The following is an 18,503-nucleotide window of genomic DNA, read 5'->3' as shown; positions in this document are numbered from 1 at the left end:
CCAGCGCTGACAGCTCCCGGCAGCCCGCACCCGTCGGAACTCCCCCAGCCCCCAGGCCCCTGAGCCGTTGGCCAGCCGGCCCGTCGCACTCGGCGGGACCCGGCCAACGCCGTCCCGTCCCGACACGAGCCGCGCGCGAGGTGACGAGAAGCGAGAAATGGCCCCTGGGACGAGGCCCGGAGGGCCACTTCTCGCATCTCGGCCAGGAACCGCCCCACCACCGGTGGCACGACCGCCCGCCCGCCCGGGCCGACCATGACCGCCGAACCCAGGCCGCGGGTCGTGTGGTGACGGCCAGGACGAGCGGTGGGGTCGGACCGTGTGCGAAGGACGTCAGAGGCGCACTCCTAGAACCCCCGCCCGAGAGACCAGGGTGACGGTGCGCCAGTCCGAGCACACGGTCCGACCCCACCGCGGACCCGACTCAGCGAGCAGGAGACGCACCGACAACCGCGGACCCGACCCAGCGGGCACGAAACCCGGACCCCATCGCACCCCACCACGCGGGCACGAAACCCCAACCCCGACCACGAACCCGGCGCAGACGTCGAGCGCTACGCGCCGCGCGGGAGGCGTGCGCGGCGCACGCCGCGGACGATCGGGCTCCAGGGCCTGCCGGACCCTTGCCCGGCGCGGAGGAGCTCCTCCGTCGACGCGGCCACGACGACGGAGCCCGCGGCGCCCTCGGTCGCGGCGCCCTCGGTCGCGGCGTGGCGGGCGACGCGCGCGTGCCGGGCGTCGGTCGTGGGGGTGCCGTCGACCACGGGGAGCTCGGGGCGGCCGTCGCGGGCGTGCCGGGGGCCGTCGGGCTCGGGGTCGGGCGGGCGGGGCGGGTCCGCCATCCAGGCGCACACCGCGAGGAGGATGCGCGCGGTGAAGTTGACGAGAATGAGGAGCGTGACGAGGACGGCGAAGGAGGCGAGGAGCGCGTTCCTGCTGGCGCTGCCGGCGACGAACGACGACCCGAGGTAGCGGAGCACGCCGAACGCGACGGCGGCGGTGAGCGACCCGACGAGCAGGTCGCGGCGGCGTACGTGGACGCCCGCCAGCAGCGTGACCACCACGACGACGACCAGGGCGTCGAGCAGGATGCTCACCACCAGGCCGGCTCCGGTGACGAGGATCGCGGGTCCGCCGGAGAGCCCGAGCGCCTCCAGGAGCTGGTAGCCGATCGAGGAGACGGCGATGCTGGCGACGGCGGAGACGAGCATGCTCAGCGCGAGGAGGAAGAAGCCGAGGAGGGCGCGCGCCCGGGCGAGGACGGCGCTCTGGCCGACGTCGCTGACGCCGAACATCGTCCGGACGGCGCCGCGCAGGTGGTACATGAAGGAGACGACGGAGAAGAGCAGCACGACCCCGGCGACGATGCTCGTGACGCTGAGGCCGGGATCGAGCAGCAGGAGGTCGGGGTCGATCACGCCGTTCTCGCCGTCGACCGCGATGAGGCCGGGGACGAGCTCGTTGATCTCGCCGAACACGGCGTCCATGAGCTCCTGGCTGCCACCGAGGACCTGCATGAAGACGGTGTAGCCGATGGTCAGCGCGGCGAAGAGGGAGAACAGCGCCGAGTAGGCGATGCCGCCGCACAGCAGCGCGCCGCGTGCGTACAGGTAGCGGTAGGTCGCGCGCCCGGGGCGGCTGTCCTTCCACCACTCGACGAGCATCTCCACGCGCTCCCTCGTGCGCCTGACGGCGCTGGGGGCGGCAGGCGGGGGCGACGTCACGACCCGAACCCTACGAGGCGGTCACGGTCCCGGCATCCGCGGTGAGCGGGAAGACCTGCTCCGGGCGCCACACGCCGTCGTCGCCGTGCTCGTAGAGGGAGAAGCCGGCGACCTCGAACCGCGCCTCGTAGGTGGCCATCTCGTCGAAGGCCGCGTCGAGCGCGGCGTCCGGCACCTCGTGCGCGACGGTCACGTGCGGGTGGTAGTTGAACCGGAGGTCCTGGGCGAGCGGACCGGTGCGGAGCGTGCGCTCGAGGTGCTCGCACTCGGCGATGCCCTCGACCACCTGGATGAACACCACGGGCGAGATCGGCCGGAACGTGGCACTGCCGCGCAGGTGGACCTGGAACGGTGCCGCGGTGGCAGCGACGGCGGTGAGGTGCGTCCGCGCCGAGTCGAGCCCGACCGGGTCGAGCACCGTGGGCCCGAGGAGCGTGACGTGCGGCGGGATGGACCGTGCGAGCGGGTCGCCGAACCGTGCGCGCGCGTCCTGGAGTTGCGTCGCGAAGGGTTCGGGCACCTCGATCGCGATGCCGATCCGCACCTGGTCCGGCCCACGCTCCGGGAGGTTCACGCGGTCGGCCCTCCGACGGGCAGGAGGCCGACGCGGTCGTAGATGCGCGCGAGCGTCCCGGCGGCGATGTCGCGCGCCTTCTGGGCGCCCCGCGCGAGCACGGCGTCGAGCTCCGCCGGGTCCGCGAGGTAGGTGTTGGCGCGCTCCTGGAACGGGACGAGGAAGTCGACCACGACGTCCGCGAGGTCGACCTTGAGCCGCCCGTACCCCTGGCCGTCGTACTCCGCGGCGATCGCCTCGACGTCGCGACCGGTCAGCGCGGAGTAGATGGTGAGCAGGTTCGACACGCCGGGCTTGGCGACCGGGTCGTACCGGATCTCGGTGCCCGAGTCCGTCGCGGCGGACCGGATCCGCTTCGCGGCGGTCTTCGGGTCCTCCAGGAGCCAGATGACGCCCTTGCCGTTCGACGACGACTTGCTCATCTTCGCCGTCGGCTCCTGCAGGTCGTAGATCTTGGCCACCGAGCGGACGATGTGCGCCTCCGGCACGACGGCCGTCCCGTCACCGAAGCGGGCGTTGAGCCGCTCGGCGAGGTCACGGGTGAGCTCGAGGTGCTGGCGCTGGTCCTCTCCGACCGGCACGAGGGCCGCGTCGTAGAGCAGGATGTCCGCCGCCATGAGGACGGGGTAGGTGAACAGCCCCACGGTCGTGCCGTCGGCACCCTGCTTCGCGGACTTGTCCTTGAACTGGGTCATGCGACCGGCCTCGCCGAAGCCCGTCTGGCAGGACAGCACCCAGGAGAGCTCGGCGTGCTGCGGCACGTGCGACTGCACGAACAGGGCGGACCGCTCCGGGTCGACGCCGCCGGCGAGGTACTGCGCCGCCGTGCGACGCGTCCGCTCGCGCAGGCGCTCCGGGTCCGGGTTGACCGTCAGGGCGTGGAGGTCGACGACGCAGTACAGCGCGTCGTACGAGTCCTGGAGCGCGACCCACTGGCGCAGGGCGCCGATGTAGTTCCCGAGCTGCAGCGAGTCCTCCGTGGGCTGCATGCCGGAGAGGATCCGTGGCTTGGTGCTCGTCGGGTTCCCGTCCGCCTGCGCGGTCTCCGGGACCGGTGCCGGACCGGTGTGCGTCGCCTCGATGGACATTGCCCCATTCTGACAGGTGGTGCCGCGCCGGAACGAATCGCCTCCCGTCGTGCGGACGGTCGGCGACGGCGTCAGGTGGCCTCGTCGTCGAACGGCGCCGGGCTGCCCGGCGGCACGGGAGAGGGCGCCGGCGGCGGGGGCGGCGCGACCCGTTCGCGCACGGGCTCGTCGTCGAGGAGCGCCTCGCGCACGATCCGACGCGGGTCGTACTGGCGGGGGTCGAGCTTCGACCAGTCGACGTCCGAGATCTCGTCGCCGATCTCGGCGTCCACGCGGGCCTTGGCCTCCCGCAGGTACCCCCGGGCCGAGCGGACGAACGACCCGAGCTGCTCCGCGTAGCGCGGCAGGCGCTCAGGACCGATGACGACGACCGCCACGACGAGGAGCACGATGAACTCGGCTCCGTTGATCCCGAACACGCCGACAGACTACTCGCTCGTGGCCTCGTCGAGGACGACGCGGACGTCGCGCTCCTGGTCGCCCGTCCGGACCCGCAGGGTCACGGCGTCCCCCGGGGCCTTCGCCCGGATGGCGACGATGAGCTCGTCCGACTCCGTGACGGGCCGACCGTCGATGGTGAGGATCACGTCCCCGGGCCGGATCCCGGCGGCGTCGGCCGGGCCGTCGGGCGTGACGGCGGGCGTCCCGGACTGCGAGTCGGTCGACACCTGGACGCCCTCGCCCTGGTACCGCTGGTCGAGCAGCACGCCGATCACCGGGTACGTCGCGACGCCGTCGGCGATGAGCTGCTCCGCGGTCCGGCGCGCCTGGTTGGACGGGATGGCGAAGCCGAGCCCGATGCTCCCGGTCGCCGACTGGCTGCCCGGCGGCTGGGCGATGGCGGAGTTGATGCCCACGACCTCGCCGCGCCCGTTGACGAGCGGGCCCCCGGAGTTGCCCGGGTTGATCGCCGCGTCGGTCTGGATCGCGTTGATGAACGCCGTCTCGGCCGCGGCACCGGCCTGGACCGGACGGTTCAGTGCGCTGATGATGCCCGTGGTGACGGTCCCGTTGAGGCCCAGCGGGGCCCCGACGGCGACCACGGGGTCCCCGACGACGACCGCGTCGGAGTCGCCGAGCGCGAGCGGCGTGAGCCCCGAGTCGTCGACCTTCACGACGGCCAGGTCGTAGTCGACCGTCCGACCGACCAGCTCGGCCGGGCTCTCGTGCCCGTCGGAGAACAGCACGACGACGTCTCCGCCGTCGGCGGCCCCCGCGACCACGTGGTTGTTCGTGAGGATGTACCCGTCCTCGCGGAGGACGAAGCCGGACCCCGTGGCGACGCCGTCGGTCCCGCGGACCTGGAGCGAGACGACGCTCGGCAGCACCGTGGCGGCGATGTCCGCCACCGAGCCCGCGGGGCGGTCCGCGCCCGGCTCGACGCTCGCCGGCGGCAGGGCCGAGGTGTACGGGCCGGGCGTGTCCTGCCCGAGGAACCGGTCGGCGACGACGCCACCGAGCGCGCCGGCGACGAGCGCGAGCGCGGCGACGCCCGCCACCACGGCGGGACGCAGCCCGCGTCGGGTCGGCGGGCCGGCAGCACCCCGCGGGACGCCGACGAGCGTCGGGTCGACCGACCCGCCGGGTCGCGTCGGCGCCGAGGGCGGCTCGGGCTCGCCGAACGAGCGCAGGGTCTGCCACGGGTCGGAGGGACCTGCCGTGGCACCCGGTGCGACGACCGGGGCGGGGACCGGTGACGGCTGCGGTGGCACGCCCGGGGGCGGGGCGACCGCCCCCGGCGGGGGCGGGACCGGGCCAGGGCCGGCCGACGGCGGGACGGGCGGCACGCTGCGGTAGGCGGACGGCGGCGCGAACGGGTTGCGCGCGGCGTCGGGCGCCGCGGGCTGCTCCGGGCCGGTCTGAGGGCCGGTCTGGGGGTCGGTCATGAGGTGCCGAGCGCTCCTGTCATGGTCGTCCAGCCCCGGGAGATGCGCGCCGGGACCCCGGCATCGTAGTCACGTGCCGGGAAGGCCGCCACGAGGGCGGCGACCGTCTCCTGCTCCGTGTCCGCGACGACGTCGATCACCGTGTCGCCGGACTGCCAGACCACGTGCCACGGCGCCACGGAGAGCACGTGCACCTGGCGACCGCCGACGTCCCACGTCTCCCCGCCGCCGAGCGCGGCCGTGTCCAGAAGACCGGACTGCTCGCGCACCACGGCCTCGCCGCCGGGCGCCTCGAGGTCGATCTCGACGACGCCGCGCGCGGCGTCGTCCCGGACGTCGACCACGCTGAAACCCTCCGGGAGCGCCGTGGGGCAGGTCCAGCCCTGGGCGTCGAGCGCCGCGAGCGCCGCGGCCCCGTCGCCGCCGGGAGCGGTACCGTCCGCCTCGGCCTGGTCCGCGGTGCGCACCCCTCCCACGACGAGCGCCCCGGTGGCCCGGGGCGCCGCCTGCGCCAGCACGCTGAGCGGGTCGCTGCGATGCAGGTCGGGAGTGACCACCGGGCTCTCCCCCAGCGCGAAGAGACCGACCGCCGCGACGCCGACACCACCGACGACCAGCCCGACGACCCGTCGGCGCACCGCCCCCCGACGCACCTCCCCGCTCCATGCACCGCGCGGGAGCGGGACGGGCTGCGCCCAGGGGTCGCCCGCGACGGGAGCGGAGCGCAACGGGTCGCCGTCGGTCGAGGGGATCTGGGCCGACAGGGCGAGCAGGCGGGCGGCGAGGTCGGGCGCGGGCTCGACCGGCCCGGCGGAGCTCAGCGCGCGTCGTGCGGCGCGCGCCGCCGCCAGCTCGGCGGCGCACCGTGGGCAGCACGCCACGTGCTCCAGGGCGCGCTCCGCCTCGGCGGGCGTGAGCTGCCCGTCGACGAGAGCGGAGAGGCGGGAGCCGAGGTGCGTCACGCCGCCCCCCGGGCGGCCACGGGCGTCGGCACGTCGTCCGACGCCGGGCGCTCCGCGGGGTCGCGGTGCGGCAGCGCGGCGCGGAGCTGGGACCGCGCGCGGTGGATGCGGGAGCGGACCGTGCCGAGCTTGATCCCCAGCGTCACGGCGATCTCCTCGTAGGACAGGCCCTCGATGTCGCACAGCACGACGGCGGCGCGGTACTCGGGCGAGAGCGCGTCGAGCGCGCGCTGGACGTCGTGGTCGAGGTTGGCGTGCTCGAAGCCGCGCTCCGGCTGGGCCTCGGCGCGGGCCGGGTACTGCCCGTCGTCGTCACCCATGGCCTCCATGCGGATGCGCTGCTTGCGCCGGACCTGGTCGAGGAAGAGGTTCGTCGTGATCCGGTGCAGCCAGCCCTCGAACGTGCCCGGGGTGTAGCTCGACAGCGAGCGGAACACCCGGACGAACGTCTCCTGCGTGAGGTCCTCGGCGTCGTGCCGGTTCCCGGTCAGGCGGTACGCGAGGCGGTACACGCGCGCCGAGTGCTCCCGGACGATCTCGTCCCACGACGGCGGCACCCACGCGCTCCCGTCCTGCGTCCCGTGCGTGCTCGTCCCTGGTCGTGCGTCGTCCACGTCGTCCATCGTCCCAGAAGAACGTCCGGCACCCTCGCCGTGTTCCCCCTCTCGCGCGGGACGTGCGCGCGACGTCCACGGCCCGTGCACACACGCGCGGCGCGGGAACGGGCCGCCGTGGGAGGGGGCGGGTACGATCCGAGACAGCGCACCGGCCCGGGACGACCCGTCCCTGGGCCGCACGCGCGGACGACGGACCACCAGGAGGCACCGATCACCAGCGACGTCGGCACCCACCGCAGCGCCAAGGCGGCGAGCTGGGTGTACAGCGAGGAGTTCGTCCCCGAGGACGAGGTCCTCCTGCGTGCGCGGGACCGCGCCGCCGAGCTCGGCTGCCCGACGGTGCTCCCCGGCGTGGGTGCGGTCCTGCAGGTGCTCGCGGCGTCGCTGGCCGCCCGCGCGGTGGTCGAGATCGGCACCGGCACGGGCGTGGCGTCCCTCTGGCTGCTGCGCGGCATGCCGGCGGACGGCGTGCTCACGACGATCGACGTCGAGGTCGAGCACCAGCGCGCGGCCAAGGAGGCGTTCGCGGAGGAGGGCGTGCCCTCGGCGCGGACCCGCACCATCCCGGGCCGCGCGAGCGAGGTCCTCCCCCGGCTCACCGACGGCGCCTACGACCTCGTGCTCGTGGGGGCGGACAAGCACAGCTACCCCGAGTACGTCGAGCAGGGCCTGCGGCTGCTGCGACCGGGCGGCGTGCTCGCGGTCGACGGCGCGCTGTCGCACGACCGGGTCGCCGACCCCGCGCGGCGGGACGAGGTGACGACGATCGTCCGCGAGGTGGGCCGGTCGCTGCGGTCGGACGAGCGCGTCCTGCCCGCGCTGCTCCCGAGCGGCGACGGCCTCCTCCTCGCCGTGCGCCGCTGACGCGCCCGACGGTCAGAGCCGGTCGAGCGCCTCGAGCAGGAGCCGCGCGCCGTACCCCGTGGCACCGGCGACGACCTCGTGCCGGTCGGCCGTCGCCCGCGCCGGACCGGCGACGTCGAGGTGCGCCCACGGCACGTCCCCGACGAACTCGCGCAGGAACAGCGCGGCCGTGATCGACCCGCCGCCCGGGCTCTCGAGGGGCACGTGGCGGAGGTCGGCGACGTCGGAGCGCAGCGCGCTCGCGTAGTCCTCGACGAGTGGCAGGCGCCACACGCGCTCGCCCGTGGCGGTCGCGGCCTCCTCCAGCGCCCCGGCGACGGCGTCGTCCGTGGCGAACAGCGCGCCGTGCCCGCGGCCCAGGCCGAGGCTCGCCGCGCCGGTGAGGGTCGCGACGTCGACGAGCACGTCGGGCGCGAGCTCGGCCACGGCGTACGCGATCGCGTCGGCGAGGACCAGGCGGCCCTCCGCGTCGGTGTTCGCGACCTCGACCGTCCGGCCGGACCACGTGCGCAGCACGTCCCCGGGGCGGTACGACGCGGCGCCGACGTGGTTCTCCGCCAGCGGGAGCACCGCGGTCACCCGGCGGTCGGACCGTGCGCCGGCGGCGCCGAGCACCACCGCGAGGGCGACGGCGGCGCCGGCCATGTCGGTCTTCATCGGCACCATCGCCTCGCGCGGCTTGATGGAGAGCCCGCCGGTGTCGTAGGTGATGCCCTTGCCGACGACGACGACGTGCCGGACGTCGGCGCCCGCATCCGCCGGGACGACGCCGTGGTCGGCCGGGTCGTAGGTGACGGTCACGAGGCGCGGCGGTCGTGCCGAGCCCGCACCCACGGCCAGGATCGCCCCGAAGCCCTCCGCGCCGAGCTCGGCGGGACCGCGGACCGTCACGTCGAGCCCGAGGGCGTCGGCCAGCTCGACGGCGCGGTCGGCGAACCACGCCGGGTCCTTGACGTCGGACGGGACGTTGGCGAGGTCGCGGACCAGCCAGGTCGCGTCCGCCGCGCGGTGCGCGGCCTCGATCGGCATCGTGACGTCGGGCCGGTCCTCGGGCGCGAGCAGCACGAGCTGCTCGGCGGCCGCGTCGGCCGCGGGCCGCGCGGACCCGCTCCGCCGGGGCTGGTCGTACGCGGCGAGCAGGTAGCCCTCGACGAACGCGCGAACCTCGTCGGGACCCGAGTCGGCCGTGGCGGCGCTGACGACGCGCTCCAGGCCGCGCGACGCACGGGCGAGGGCCGCACCGGCACGCCGGAGGTCCGACGCCGTCCCGGCACCCAGGCCGAGCAGCAGGATCCGCGGCGGCAGGCCGGCCCACGGGAGTCGCGTCGCGGACCCACCGTGGGCACGAGGCAGGTCGACGCGCACGACCTCGCCGGACGCGCCGCGGAAGCTGCGCCCGCCCGCGCGCTCGGCGAGCTCCGCGAGGTCGACGCCGTACCGCACCGTGGCGTCGACGGTCCCGGCACGCGGCTGCAACCCGTCCTCGGCCTCGCGCGGGGGCGCGACAGCCACGACGACGGCGTCGACCTGCGCGTCGTCGAGGAGTGCCGTTCCGCTCAGAGCGCCCCGGGCGCCGACCACCTCGGGCAGCGTGCGCGGCAGCCCGGGGAGACCGGAGGCCCGGCGCTCACGTGCGGGCAATCAGCCCACCACGGCCTGGAGCGCCTCACCCAGCTCGCTGGCCTCGGTCGCGTTGAGCTCGACCACCAGGCGTCCGCCACCCTCGAGCGGGACCCGCATGACGATGCCTCGCCCTTCCTTGGTGACCTCCAGCGGCCCGTCACCCGTCCGCGGCTTCATCGCAGCCATCGATGGCACTCCATTTCCGTTGTCCCGAGTCCACCCCGCACGCGCGAGGAGGGGCGTCCGACCTCGGACGACGCCCGGGGACAGTCTAGTTCACGCGTGCCGACATCCCGGGCGTCCCGGTCACGGCGGCCAGCCGGACGGCGGGACGAGCCGCCACAACGACCACACCCACCACACCTGGCCCGCGACGCCGGCGACGGTCACGGCGGCGAGCCAGAGCCGTGACCGCGTCCACCCGACGGTCACCGCCGCGAGCGGGAAGGCCAGCAGCAGGAACCGCACGATCGAGGTGCCCGGCTGGATCGCCGCGACCAGGTAGGCGAGGTACGCGCCGGACCACGCGTGCATCTCCGGGCCGAGCCGGGCGGCGACCGGGTTGAGCACGAGCGCGGCCGTCGCGAGCAGCACGAGCGCGAGGACCCACGGACCGGCGTCGCCCGTCAGCCACCGCGACACGTCGACCCACGGGACGAACGGCACGATCTCCGCGCCCCCGCGCCACGCCTCCTGCGTGCGGAAGTACCCCTGGTGCACGCCCGTGACGACGCTGCACGCCCACGGCCACACGAGCCCGCTGGCCAGGGCGACCGCGAGGAGACCGCCCAGGCGCGCGGCGTCGGGCGCGCGCAGGTCCCTCCGGCGCCACCGGACGAGCCCGTGCCACAGGACGACCGCCGCCATGGGCAGCGCGACGGCGCGGGAGAAGCCGAGGAGGACGATCACGAGCGCCGCCCACCCGTAGCGACGCCGCGCCAGCAGCAGGAGCGCGGACGCCACGAGGAGGAGGGCCAGGGACTCCGTGTACGCGACCTGGAGGACGGGGCTGGACGGGAAGACGCTCACGAGCAGGACGGTCGCCAGCGGCAGGCCGGGCCTGCGCTCGACCGCCGCGGCGCCCGCCGTCGCGACGAGCCGGTGGATCACGAGGACGGCGCCGGCGCCGCACGCGAGCGCGACCGTGGGCGCGAGCGCGTCCCATCCGAGGCCGGTGACGGCGTCGAGGGCCCGGACCAGCGCCGGGAAGAGCGGGAAGAACGCCCAGACGTTCTGCTCGACGACGCCGTCAGGACCCACGGGGAGCGTGTCGGGGTAGCCGGACGCGTAGATCTGCTCGTACCAGCTCGCGTCCCACATCCGCGCGACGTACGGCAGGTACGACGGCGCGGCGTCCGTCCAGGGGTTCGCCTCCTGGGACCTCGCGACGACGAGGAGGATCACCGCGCTCACCGCGCGCGCGAGGCCGTACACCGCGAGGACCTGCGCCCACCACGGCCAGGTGGGCGGACGCAGCAGCCGCGGTCGCTCGCCCGGACCGGCCGCGGCGCGCGACGTCGTCACGCGAGACCCCGCAGTGCGGCCGCCGGAGGCGCCTCGTCGCGCACCGCGGCGACCAGGTCCAGGACGCGCCGGGTCGCCGCGACGTCGTGCGCGCGAAAGACGCGCGCGCCGAGCCACGCGGCGACGGCCGTCGCGGCGAGGGTGCCCTCCAGCCTCTCGTCGGCGGGCAGGTCGAGCGTCTCGCCCACGAAGTCCTTGCGGGACAGCGCCATGAGGAGCGGGAACCCGAGGCCCGCGAGGACCTCGGTCCGACGCAGGAGGTGCAGGGAGTGCCAGGTGTTCTTGCCGAAGTCGTGCGTGGGGTCGACGAGGACCGACGCCCGCGGGACCCCGCACGCGACGGCCCGCTCCGCCGCCGCGCGGAGGGTCGTCACGACGTCCTGGACGACGCCGTCGCGCGGGTCGGCCGCACCCGGCCGGGCCGGGTAGTCGACGCGGAACGGGTCGGTACGGGGCGTCGCGCCGCCCGTGTGCGAGCACACGACCCCGACGCCGTGCTCGCCCGCGACCTCGACCAGCCGCGGGTCGTGGCCGGCCCACGTGTCGTTGATGAGGTCGGCGCCCGCGAGCGCCGCCTCGTGCGCCACCTCCGCCCGCCACGTGTCGACGCTCACGAGCAGGTCGGGAAACTCCGCGCGCACCCGCGCCACGAACGGCACGACGCGACGGACCTCCTCGTCGGGGGTCACCACCGGGCCGACGCCGGCCCGCACTCCCCCCACGTCGAGGATCTCGGCGCCCTGGACGACCGCACGCTCGACCGCGGCGAGAGCCTCCCGGTCGTCGAGCTGGCGCGCTCCCGCGTAGAACGAGTCGTCGGTGCGGTTGACGATCGCCATCACCGCGGGCCGCTCGAGGACCCGCCCGCGCAGCACGAGCGACGTGCCGCGAGGTGGGACCCCGAGGGGAGGCAGCGGTTCGGGTGCGACGTCGGGGTGCCCGCCCGACGGCTCCCCGGGCGCGGCGGGGCCGGGTGAGGTCATCGCGCCGCGGCCCTCAGCTCGCGTCGCCGGCCTGCGCCCGCGCGAGCTCCTCGGTCGCCTCGAGCTCCTCGGCGCGCAGCTCGGCGCCGCGGTCGCACACGTACTCGACGGCCTCGGCGGGGTCGTCGCACAGGTGGACGAGGTCGAGGTCGTGCGCGCTGATCATGCCGCGCCCCGCGACCGCCGTGCGGGCCCAGTCGAGCAGGCCGCTCCAGTAGTCCGTGCCGACGAGCGCCACCGGGAACTCGGTGATCTTGTGCGTCTGGACCAGGGTGAGCGCCTCGAACAGCTCGTCGAACGTCCCGAACCCGCCCGGGAGGACGACGAAGCCCTGGGCGTACTTGACGAACATCGTCTTGCGGGCGAAGAAGTAGCGGAAGTTCACGCCGAGGTTCACGTACCGGTTCATGCCCTGCTCGAAGGGGAGCTCGATGCCGAGACCGATCGACAGCCCGCCCGCCTCGGACGCGCCCTTGTTGGCCGCCTCCATGATGCCCGGGCCCCCGCCCGTGATGACCGCGAAGCCCTCGTCGACGAGGCGGCGGCCGACGTCCTCGGCGAGCGCGTAGTCCGGGTGCTCCGGATTGGTCCGTGCCGACCCGAACACCGACACGGCCGGGCCGACCTCCGCCAGCGCGCCGAAACCCTCGACGAACTCGCTCTGGATGCGCATGACGCGCCACGGGTCCGAGTGGACCCAGTCCGCGCTCCCTCCGGTGTCGAGGAGTCGCTGGTCCGTCGTCTGGCGCGGGATCTGGTCCCCGCGCAGCAGCACCGGGCCCTTGCGGTACCCCGTCCCGGCCTGGGGCAGGCCGTCGTCGGAACCCTGGTCACGCACCGTGTCGCTCATGGTCACGAGCCTATGCCGCAGGGGCGGCCGTGAGCCACGCACGCAGCGCGTCGCGGCACAGCGCGAGCTCGCCGACCGGGCAGCGCTCGTCGTCCTTGTGCGCGAGCAGCGGGTCGCCGGGGCCGAAGTTCACCGCGGGGACGCCCAGCTCGGCGAAGCGCGCGACGTCGGTCCACCCGTACTTCGGGGCCGGCGCGCCGCCCGTGACGCCCAGCACCGCGGCGGCGAAGTCCGCGGCGAGCGGGTCGTCCAGCCCCGGGCGCGCGCCCGGGGCGGCGTCGGTGAGCACGACCTCGAAGCCGGCGAACAGCTCGCGCACGTGCTGCTCCGCCTCGGCGACCGTGCGCGAGGGCGCGAACCGGAAGTTCACCGTGACCACGCACTCGTCCGGGATCACGTTGCCCGCGATCCCACCGCGGATCCCCACCGCGTTCATGCCCTCCCGGTACACGAGACCGTCGACCTCGATCTCCTGCGGGACGTACGCCGCCAGCCGGCCGAGCACCTCGTGCGCAGAGTGGATCGCGTTCGAGCCCGTCCAGGCACGCGCGGAGTGGGCCGTCACGCCCGGGACACGCACGTCGACGCGCAGCGTGCCGTTGCACCCGCCCTCGAGACCCGCGGACGTCGGCTCGCCGAGGACGGCGAAGTCGGCCGCGAGCAGGTCGGGGCGGTTCCGCGCGAGGCGCCCGAGCCCGTTGAGGTCGGACGCGACCTCCTCGTTGTCGTAGAAGACCCAGGTCACGTCCTGCGCCGGGGCGTCGAGCTCGGCCGCGAGCGCGAGCGCGACCGCGACGCCGCCCTTCATGTCGACCGTCCCCCGGCCCCAGACCTCGGCGTGCGCACCCTCCCCCACGACGCGCGTCGGCAGGTTCGGCGGGTCCGTGAGCGGCACCGTGTCCAGGTGGCCCGCGACCACGACGCGCCGCTCCCGGCCGAGCGACGTGCGCGCGACGACCGTGTCGCCGTCGCGCACGACGTCCAGGTGCGGGTACGCCCGCAGCGCCGTCTCGACCGCGTCGGCGAGCGCCTGCTCGTCCCCGCTCACCGACGGCGTGTCGCACACGGCGCGGAAGAGCGCGACGAGATCGCCGCGGAGGTCGAGGACGGGCGTGGTGCCGGTGGTGGGAGAGGTCACGCCAGCACCCTACCGGCGGCGGATAGGGTGGGGCGCATGACTTCTGCGACCCCCGCGACCGCCCCCTCGGCGGCCGCGTCCGAGCCGCGTACGGCGTGGGGCTACGGCCTGGCGACCGTCACCGACGACGGCACGACCCTCGACGTCTGGTACCCCTCCCCGGCGCTCGGCAGCGCCCCGGCGGACACGACCGTCCCCGCCTCGCTCGACGCGCTCGCCGAGCGCGACGAGCCGCGCGGCGTGGACGTCGTCGTGGTCCGGACCGAGATCGACCTCGACGCCGCCCCCGCCGACACCGCCGACGCGTACCTGCGCCTCCACCTGCTCTCCCACCGCCTCGTCGCCCCGCACGGGCAGAACCTCGACGGGCTCTTCGGCGTGCTGACGAACGTCGTCTGGACCAACCACGGCGCGTGCGCCGTCGACGGCTTCGAGGAGACGCGCCTGCGCCTGCGCGCGACCGGGCAGACCGTCACCGTGTACGGCGTGGACAAGTTCCCGCGCATGGTCGACTACGTCGTCCCCTCGGGCGTCCGGGTGGCCGACGCCGACCGGGTCCGCCTCGGGGCCCACCTCGCGCCCGGCACCACCGTCATGCACGAGGGCTTCGTCAACTTCAACGCCGGCACGCTCGGCACCTCGATGGTCGAGGGCCGCATCTCCGCGGGCGTCGTCGTCGGCGACGGCTCCGACGTCGGGGGCGGCGCCTCGATCATGGGCACCCTGTCGGGGGGCGGCCGCGAGGTCATCTCCGTCGGGCAGCGCTCGCTGCTCGGCGCCAACGCCGGCCTGGGCATCCCCCTGGGCGACGACTGCGTCGTCGAGTCCGGCCTGTACGTCACGGCGGGGACCAAGGTGACCGTCGTCGGGCAGACCGACGCCGCGGGCGAGCCGCTCGTCGTCAAGGCGCGCGAGCTGTCGGGCCGATCCGGCATCCTGTTCCGCCGCAACTCGCTCACCGGCGGTGTCGAGGCCGTGTCCCGCACGGGCGCCGGCGTCGAGCTCAACGCCGCGCTGCACGCCAACTGACCCGCCGACGAGCACGACGGCGTCCCGCATGACCACCAGCCGAGCACCCCGCACCCGGGACCTGCCGGACGTCGGTCGTGCGCGCCCCCGGCGCCGCCCGCTCCGCGCCGCGGTCACCCTCGTCACGGTGGCCGCGGTGGGGGTGGGCGGGGTCGTCGTCGCCCTCAACCGGCTCGACGACGAGACGCCCGTCGCCGAGCGGTGCGCGGCCACGGCCGACGGCCGGACCTGGTACCTCTCCGTCACGCAGGCGGACAACGCCGCGCTCGTCGCGGGCACGGCCGTGCGCCGCGGCCTCCCCGCCCGCGCCGCGACGATCGGCCTCGCGACCGCGCTCCAGGAGTCCCGCCTCGTCAACATCGACTACGGCGACCGCGACTCCGTCGGCCTGTTCCAGCAGCGCCCGTCCCAGGGCTGGGGCAGCGTCGAGCAGATCATGGACCCCGTCTACTCGGCCAACGCGTTCTACGACGTGCTCGAGACGGTCGAGGGCTACGAGGCGATGGAGGTCACCGTCGCCGCGCAGACCGTCCAGCGGTCCGCGTTCCCCGACGCGTACGCGCAGCACGAGCCCCGGTCGCGCGCCTGGGCGTCCGCGCTCACGGGCTGGTCGCCCGCCTCGCTCACGTGCGACCTCGCCCCCGTCGCCACGACGGAGGTCCCCACCGACGGCGCCGCCACGCAGCCGTTCCAGGACCGCCTCGCCCGCGACCTCGGCGACGGCGCCCGCGTCGATCCCTTCGACGGCGGCGACGGGAGCACCCTCCAGGTCGACGCCTCGGGGCTGCCCACCGCGGGCGAGGACGGCGGCCTCGACCGTGCGGCCTGGGCCGTCGCGCAGTGGGCGGTCGCGACCGCGGACGCGACGAACGTCGTCGCCGTCGAGGTCGGGGACCGCCGCTGGTCCCGCGAGGACTCGACGTGGAGCCCGCTCGACCCCGACGAGCTCGCCCCGCTCGACGCGGGCCTCGTCCGCGTCCACGTCGCCGTCCCCGACGAGGCCTGACCGGCTACCGGAGACGACGGACGCCGCGTCGCTCACCGAGGGTGAGCGACGCGGCGTCCGGAGGAACGGGTGTCAGCGGTCGGAGACCGGGACGTAGTCGCGCTCGGTCTCGCCGACGTAGACCTGGCGCGGGCGGCCGATCTTGGTCTGCGGGTCCTTCATCATCTCGCGCCACTGCGCGATCCAGCCGGGCATGCGGCCGAGCGCGAAGAGCGGCGTGAACATCGCGGGCGAGAAGCCCATCGCCTTGTAGATGAGGCCCGTGTAGAAGTCGACGTTCGGGTAGAGCTTGCGCTCGATGAAGTAGTCGTCGTTGAGCGCGATCTCCTCGAGGCCCATGGCGATGTCGAGCAGCTGGTCCTTCTTGCCGAGCGTCGAGAGCACGGCGTCGGCGGACTTCTTCACGATGGCGGCGCGCGGGTCGTAGTTCTTGTAGACCCGGTGGCCGAAGCCCATGAGGCGGACGCCGTCCTCCTTGTTCTTCACCTTCTTCATGAAGGTGTCGACGTCGTACTCCGCGCCCGCGATCTTGTCGAGCATCGTGAGGACGGACTCGTTGGCGCCGCCGTGCAGCGGGCCGGAGAGCGCGTTGACGCCCGCCGCGACGGAGGCGTAGAGGTTGGCGTGCGACGAGCCGACGACGCGGACGGTCGACGTCGAGCAGTTCTGCTCGTGGTCGGCGTGCAGGATGAGCAGCTTGTCGAGCGCGTCGACGACGACCGGGTCGGCCTCGTACTGCTGGTACGGCGTCGCGAACGTCATGCGCAGGAAGTCGTCGACGTAGCCGCGCGAGTAGTCGGGGTACAGCAGCGGCTCACCGACGCGGCGGCGGTGCAGGTAGGACGTGATGGTGCGCGTCTTCGCGAGGAGCAGGACCGTCGCGAGCTCGACGGTCTCGTCGTCGAACGGGTCGAGCGACTCGGGGTAGAACGTCGACAGCGCGTTGATCGCGGAGGAGAGCACGGCCATCGGGTGGGCGTTGCGCGGGAACGTCCCCATGAAGGTGCGGAAGTCCTCGTGCACCAGCGTGTGCCGGTTCACGCGCTCGACGAACGCCTCGAGCGTCGGGGTGTCGGGAAGCTCGCCGTGGATGAGCAGGTACGCGACCTCGAGGAAGCTCGACTGCTCGGCGAGTTGCTCGATGGGGTACCCGCGGTACCGCAGGATGCCGGCGTCACCGTCGATGTAGGTGATGCTCGACTCGCACGACGCGGTGTTCATGAAGCCCGGGTCGACGGTCACGAGACCGGTCGACTTGAGCAAGGAGGACACGACAATGCCGTCGTTGCCGTCGGTCGCCGCGACCACGGGCAGGTCCTGCGCCTGGTCGTCGACGAGGAGGCGGACCTTCGCCTGCTGAGTGGTGGTCATGGTTCCCTTCCTGCTGCTGCTCGCGCCGTTGCCGCGCGGTCGACCGTACCCCGCTTCACCCGCACGTGACCAATCCTGAACCGTCACGAGAACACCACACCTCTGTGAGGCAGGTCACGTCAGCGATGAGGCTCCGGAGAGTCGAGCGGCGGCCTCGTGGACGCGCTCGTCGGTCGCGGTGAGCGCGACCCGCACGTGCCCCGCGCCCTCCGGTCCGTAGAACGCCCCGGGCCCCACCAGTATGCCGAGGTCGGCGAGGTCGGACACGGTCCGCCAGCAGTCGCCGCCGTGGTCCCCGGCCGGCCTCGACCACAGGTAGAGGCCCGCCTCGGAGTGGTCGACCTGCAGCCCCGCGTCGCCGAGGGCCGCGACGAGCACCTCACGGCGCCGCGCGTACACGTCGCGCTGCGCGGCGACGTGCTCGTCGTCGGAGAGGGCGGCGACCATCGCCGCCTGCACGGGCGCGGGGACGATCATGCCGAGGTGCTTGCGCGTCGCGAGCAGGTCCGCGACGAGGGCCGGGTCGCCGGCGACGAACGCGGCGCGGTAGCCGGCCATGCTCGACTGCTTCGAGAGCGAGTAGGTGACGAGCAGACCCTCGTGGGACCCGCCGGAGACGGCCGGGTCGAGCAGGCTCGGCACGCCCTGCGACGCGTACGGCTCGACCCACGCGAGCTCCGCGTAGCACTCGTCGCTCGCGACGACCGCGCCGATCTCGCGGGCCGCCGCGACGACGCGCGCGAGGCGGGCGGCGTCGAGCACCCGGCCGGTCGGGTTGCTCGGGGAGTTGACCCAGACGAGGCGCACGTCCGCCCTGCCCGCCCACTCGTCGACGTCGTCGGTCGCGAGCGGCGTCGCGCCGGCGAGGCGCGCGCCGACGTCGTACGTGGGGTACGCGGTCCGCGGGTGCACGACGACGTCCCCGGGCCCGAGACGCAGGAGCGCGGGCAGGAGCCCGACGAGCTCCTTGCTGCCGACCGTGGGCAGCACCGCGTCCGGGTCGAGGCCGGGCACGGCGCGCCGGCGCGCGAACCAGGCGACGACCGCGTCGCGCAGCGCGTGGGTCCCGTGCGTCGTCGGGTAGCCGTGCGCGTCCGAGGCCGCGGCGAGCGCGTCGCGCACGACGGCCGGCGTCGGGTCGACGGGCGTCCCGATGGAGAGGTCCACGACGCCCCGCGGGTGCGCGCGGGCGCGCTCCGCGTACGGGGTCAGCGTGTCCCAGGGATAGGCGAGACCGGAGAGGTCGGCGAGGCCCACGTGCCGC

The 18,503-nt window shown here is 74.8% G+C and carries 18 protein-coding genes; 3 read left to right on the top strand and 15 right to left on the bottom strand.

All coding sequences use genetic code 11. From position 1 onward, the window contains the following. Positions 1-554 precede the first annotated feature (554 nt). From NF338_RS17285 to sigE, 7 genes are all read right to left on the bottom strand, one after another. Positions 555-1,664 carry a YihY/virulence factor BrkB family protein gene (locus NF338_RS17285; protein WP_264031954.1) on the bottom strand — a complete coding sequence of 370 codons (1,110 nt, stop codon included), beginning with the start codon at positions 1,662-1,664 and terminating at the stop codon, positions 555-557. Positions 1,665-1,734: 70 nt separating this feature from the next. Further along, positions 1,735-2,298 (bottom strand): 2'-5' RNA ligase family protein, encoded by a 564-nt coding sequence (locus NF338_RS17280; protein ID WP_264031919.1) that lies wholly within the window; start codon positions 2,296-2,298, stop codon positions 1,735-1,737. Next, positions 2,295-3,386, bottom strand: a complete 1,092-nt coding sequence (gene trpS / locus NF338_RS17275; protein ID WP_264031918.1) for a tryptophan--tRNA ligase — start codon at positions 3,384-3,386, stop codon at positions 2,295-2,297. The genes NF338_RS17280 and trpS overlap by 4 nt, the downstream gene beginning before the upstream one ends. Positions 3,387-3,457: 71 nt before the next feature. After that, the gene (locus tag NF338_RS17270; protein ID WP_087471548.1) at positions 3,458-3,805 is read right to left on the bottom strand and encodes a twin-arginine translocase TatA/TatE family subunit; all 348 of its coding nucleotides are present in this window, start codon (positions 3,803-3,805) and stop codon (positions 3,458-3,460) included. Between the two features lie 9 nt (positions 3,806-3,814). Then, the gene (locus tag NF338_RS17265; RefSeq protein ID WP_264031917.1) at positions 3,815-5,272 is read right to left on the bottom strand and encodes a S1C family serine protease; all 1,458 of its coding nucleotides are present in this window, start codon (positions 5,270-5,272) and stop codon (positions 3,815-3,817) included. Beyond that, on the bottom strand, positions 5,269-6,234 hold the full coding sequence (locus NF338_RS17260) for a zf-HC2 domain-containing protein (protein WP_264031916.1): 966 nt from the start codon (positions 6,232-6,234) through the stop codon (positions 5,269-5,271). Before NF338_RS17260 ends, NF338_RS17265 begins: the two co-directional genes overlap by 4 nt. Continuing rightward, positions 6,231-6,857, bottom strand: coding sequence for an RNA polymerase sigma factor SigE (sigE, locus tag NF338_RS17255; protein ID WP_412847129.1), 627 nt, complete (start codon positions 6,855-6,857; stop codon positions 6,231-6,233). Before sigE ends, NF338_RS17260 begins: the two co-directional genes overlap by 4 nt. Positions 6,858-7,109: 252 nt before the next feature. Between sigE and NF338_RS17250 the strand changes: the two genes are divergently transcribed. Next, entirely contained in the window at positions 7,110-7,715 is a 606-nt protein-coding gene (locus NF338_RS17250) for an O-methyltransferase (protein WP_269430019.1), read from the top strand. A gap of 12 nt (positions 7,716-7,727) precedes the next feature. On the opposite strand, the gene NF338_RS17245 is transcribed toward NF338_RS17250, so the two are convergent. The 6 genes from NF338_RS17245 to dapE all read right to left on the bottom strand — a co-directional run bounded on the left by NF338_RS17245 (position 7,728) and on the right by dapE (position 13,833). After that, positions 7,728-9,356 (bottom strand): leucyl aminopeptidase family protein, encoded by a 1,629-nt coding sequence (locus tag NF338_RS17245; RefSeq protein ID WP_264031914.1) that lies wholly within the window; start codon positions 9,354-9,356, stop codon positions 7,728-7,730. Beyond that, the gene (locus NF338_RS17240) at positions 9,357-9,524 is read right to left on the bottom strand and encodes a DUF3117 domain-containing protein (protein ID WP_064506638.1); all 168 of its coding nucleotides are present in this window, start codon (positions 9,522-9,524) and stop codon (positions 9,357-9,359) included. Between the two features lie 120 nt (positions 9,525-9,644). Then, a complete protein-coding gene (locus NF338_RS17235) occupies positions 9,645-10,862 on the bottom strand; it encodes a hypothetical protein (RefSeq protein ID WP_264031913.1) in 1,218 nt (405 codons plus the stop codon). Beyond that, positions 10,859-11,845, bottom strand: coding sequence for a dihydropteroate synthase (folP, locus tag NF338_RS17230; RefSeq protein WP_264031912.1), 987 nt, complete (start codon positions 11,843-11,845; stop codon positions 10,859-10,861). Before folP ends, NF338_RS17235 begins: the two co-directional genes overlap by 4 nt. Before the next feature lie 13 nt (positions 11,846-11,858). Then, complete coding sequence (locus NF338_RS17225) at positions 11,859-12,695, bottom strand: TIGR00730 family Rossman fold protein (protein WP_264031911.1); 837 nt, start codon at positions 12,693-12,695, stop codon at positions 11,859-11,861. 10 nt (positions 12,696-12,705) lie between these two features. Next, a complete protein-coding gene (gene dapE / locus NF338_RS17220; protein ID WP_264031910.1) occupies positions 12,706-13,833 on the bottom strand; it encodes a succinyl-diaminopimelate desuccinylase in 1,128 nt (375 codons plus the stop codon). Between the two features lie 36 nt (positions 13,834-13,869). Between dapE and dapD the strand changes: the two genes are divergently transcribed. Further along, a complete protein-coding gene (gene dapD, locus NF338_RS17215) occupies positions 13,870-14,862 on the top strand; it encodes a 2,3,4,5-tetrahydropyridine-2,6-dicarboxylate N-succinyltransferase (protein WP_264031909.1) in 993 nt (330 codons plus the stop codon). 28 nt (positions 14,863-14,890) lie between these two features. Next, the gene (locus tag NF338_RS17210; protein ID WP_264031908.1) at positions 14,891-15,868 is read left to right on the top strand and encodes a hypothetical protein; all 978 of its coding nucleotides are present in this window, start codon (positions 14,891-14,893) and stop codon (positions 15,866-15,868) included. Between the two features lie 72 nt (positions 15,869-15,940). Here the strand turns inward: NF338_RS17210 and NF338_RS17205 are convergent, their stop codons facing one another. Both NF338_RS17205 and dapC read right to left on the bottom strand, forming a co-directional pair. Beyond that, positions 15,941-17,239, bottom strand: a complete 1,299-nt coding sequence (locus NF338_RS17205; protein WP_087471542.1) for a citrate synthase — start codon at positions 17,237-17,239, stop codon at positions 15,941-15,943. A gap of 114 nt (positions 17,240-17,353) precedes the next feature. Continuing rightward, positions 17,354-18,496 carry a succinyldiaminopimelate transaminase gene (gene dapC, locus NF338_RS17200; RefSeq protein ID WP_264031907.1) on the bottom strand — a complete coding sequence of 381 codons (1,143 nt, stop codon included), beginning with the start codon at positions 18,494-18,496 and terminating at the stop codon, positions 17,354-17,356. Positions 18,497-18,503 lie beyond the last annotated feature (7 nt).

The sequence above is a fragment of the Cellulosimicrobium sp. SH8 genome, assembly GCF_025818875.1.
GTDB classification, from domain to species: Bacteria; Actinomycetota; Actinomycetes; order Actinomycetales; family Cellulomonadaceae; genus Cellulosimicrobium; species Cellulosimicrobium cellulans_D.
Note: the sequence above shows the minus strand (reverse complement) of the source record. Positions and strands in the feature narration are given on the sequence as shown.

Excerpts from the sequence above, each read along its gene's own strand:
- sigE (WP_412847129.1), bottom strand. The coding sequence starts at position 6,857 with ATGGACGACGTGGACGACGCACGACCAGGGACGAGCACGCACGGGACG.
- NF338_RS17205 (WP_087471542.1), bottom strand. The coding sequence starts at position 17,239 with ATGACCACCACTCAGCAGGCGAAGGTCCGCCTCCTCGTCGACGACCAG.
- NF338_RS17240 (WP_064506638.1), bottom strand. The coding sequence starts at position 9,524 with ATGGCTGCGATGAAGCCGCGGACGGGTGACGGGCCGCTGGAGGTCACC.
- NF338_RS17265 (WP_264031917.1), bottom strand. The coding sequence starts at position 5,272 with ATGACCGACCCCCAGACCGGCCCTCAGACCGGCCCGGAGCAGCCCGCG.
- NF338_RS17210 (WP_264031908.1), top strand. The coding sequence starts at position 14,891 with ATGACCACCAGCCGAGCACCCCGCACCCGGGACCTGCCGGACGTCGGT.
- NF338_RS17225 (WP_264031911.1), bottom strand. The coding sequence starts at position 12,695 with ATGAGCGACACGGTGCGTGACCAGGGTTCCGACGACGGCCTGCCCCAG.
- folP (WP_264031912.1), bottom strand. The coding sequence starts at position 11,845 with ATGACCTCACCCGGCCCCGCCGCGCCCGGGGAGCCGTCGGGCGGGCAC.
- dapD (WP_264031909.1), top strand. The coding sequence starts at position 13,870 with ATGACTTCTGCGACCCCCGCGACCGCCCCCTCGGCGGCCGCGTCCGAG.
- NF338_RS17285 (WP_264031954.1), bottom strand. The coding sequence starts at position 1,664 with ATGCTCGTCGAGTGGTGGAAGGACAGCCGCCCCGGGCGCGCGACCTAC.
- trpS (WP_264031918.1), bottom strand. The coding sequence starts at position 3,386 with ATGTCCATCGAGGCGACGCACACCGGTCCGGCACCGGTCCCGGAGACC.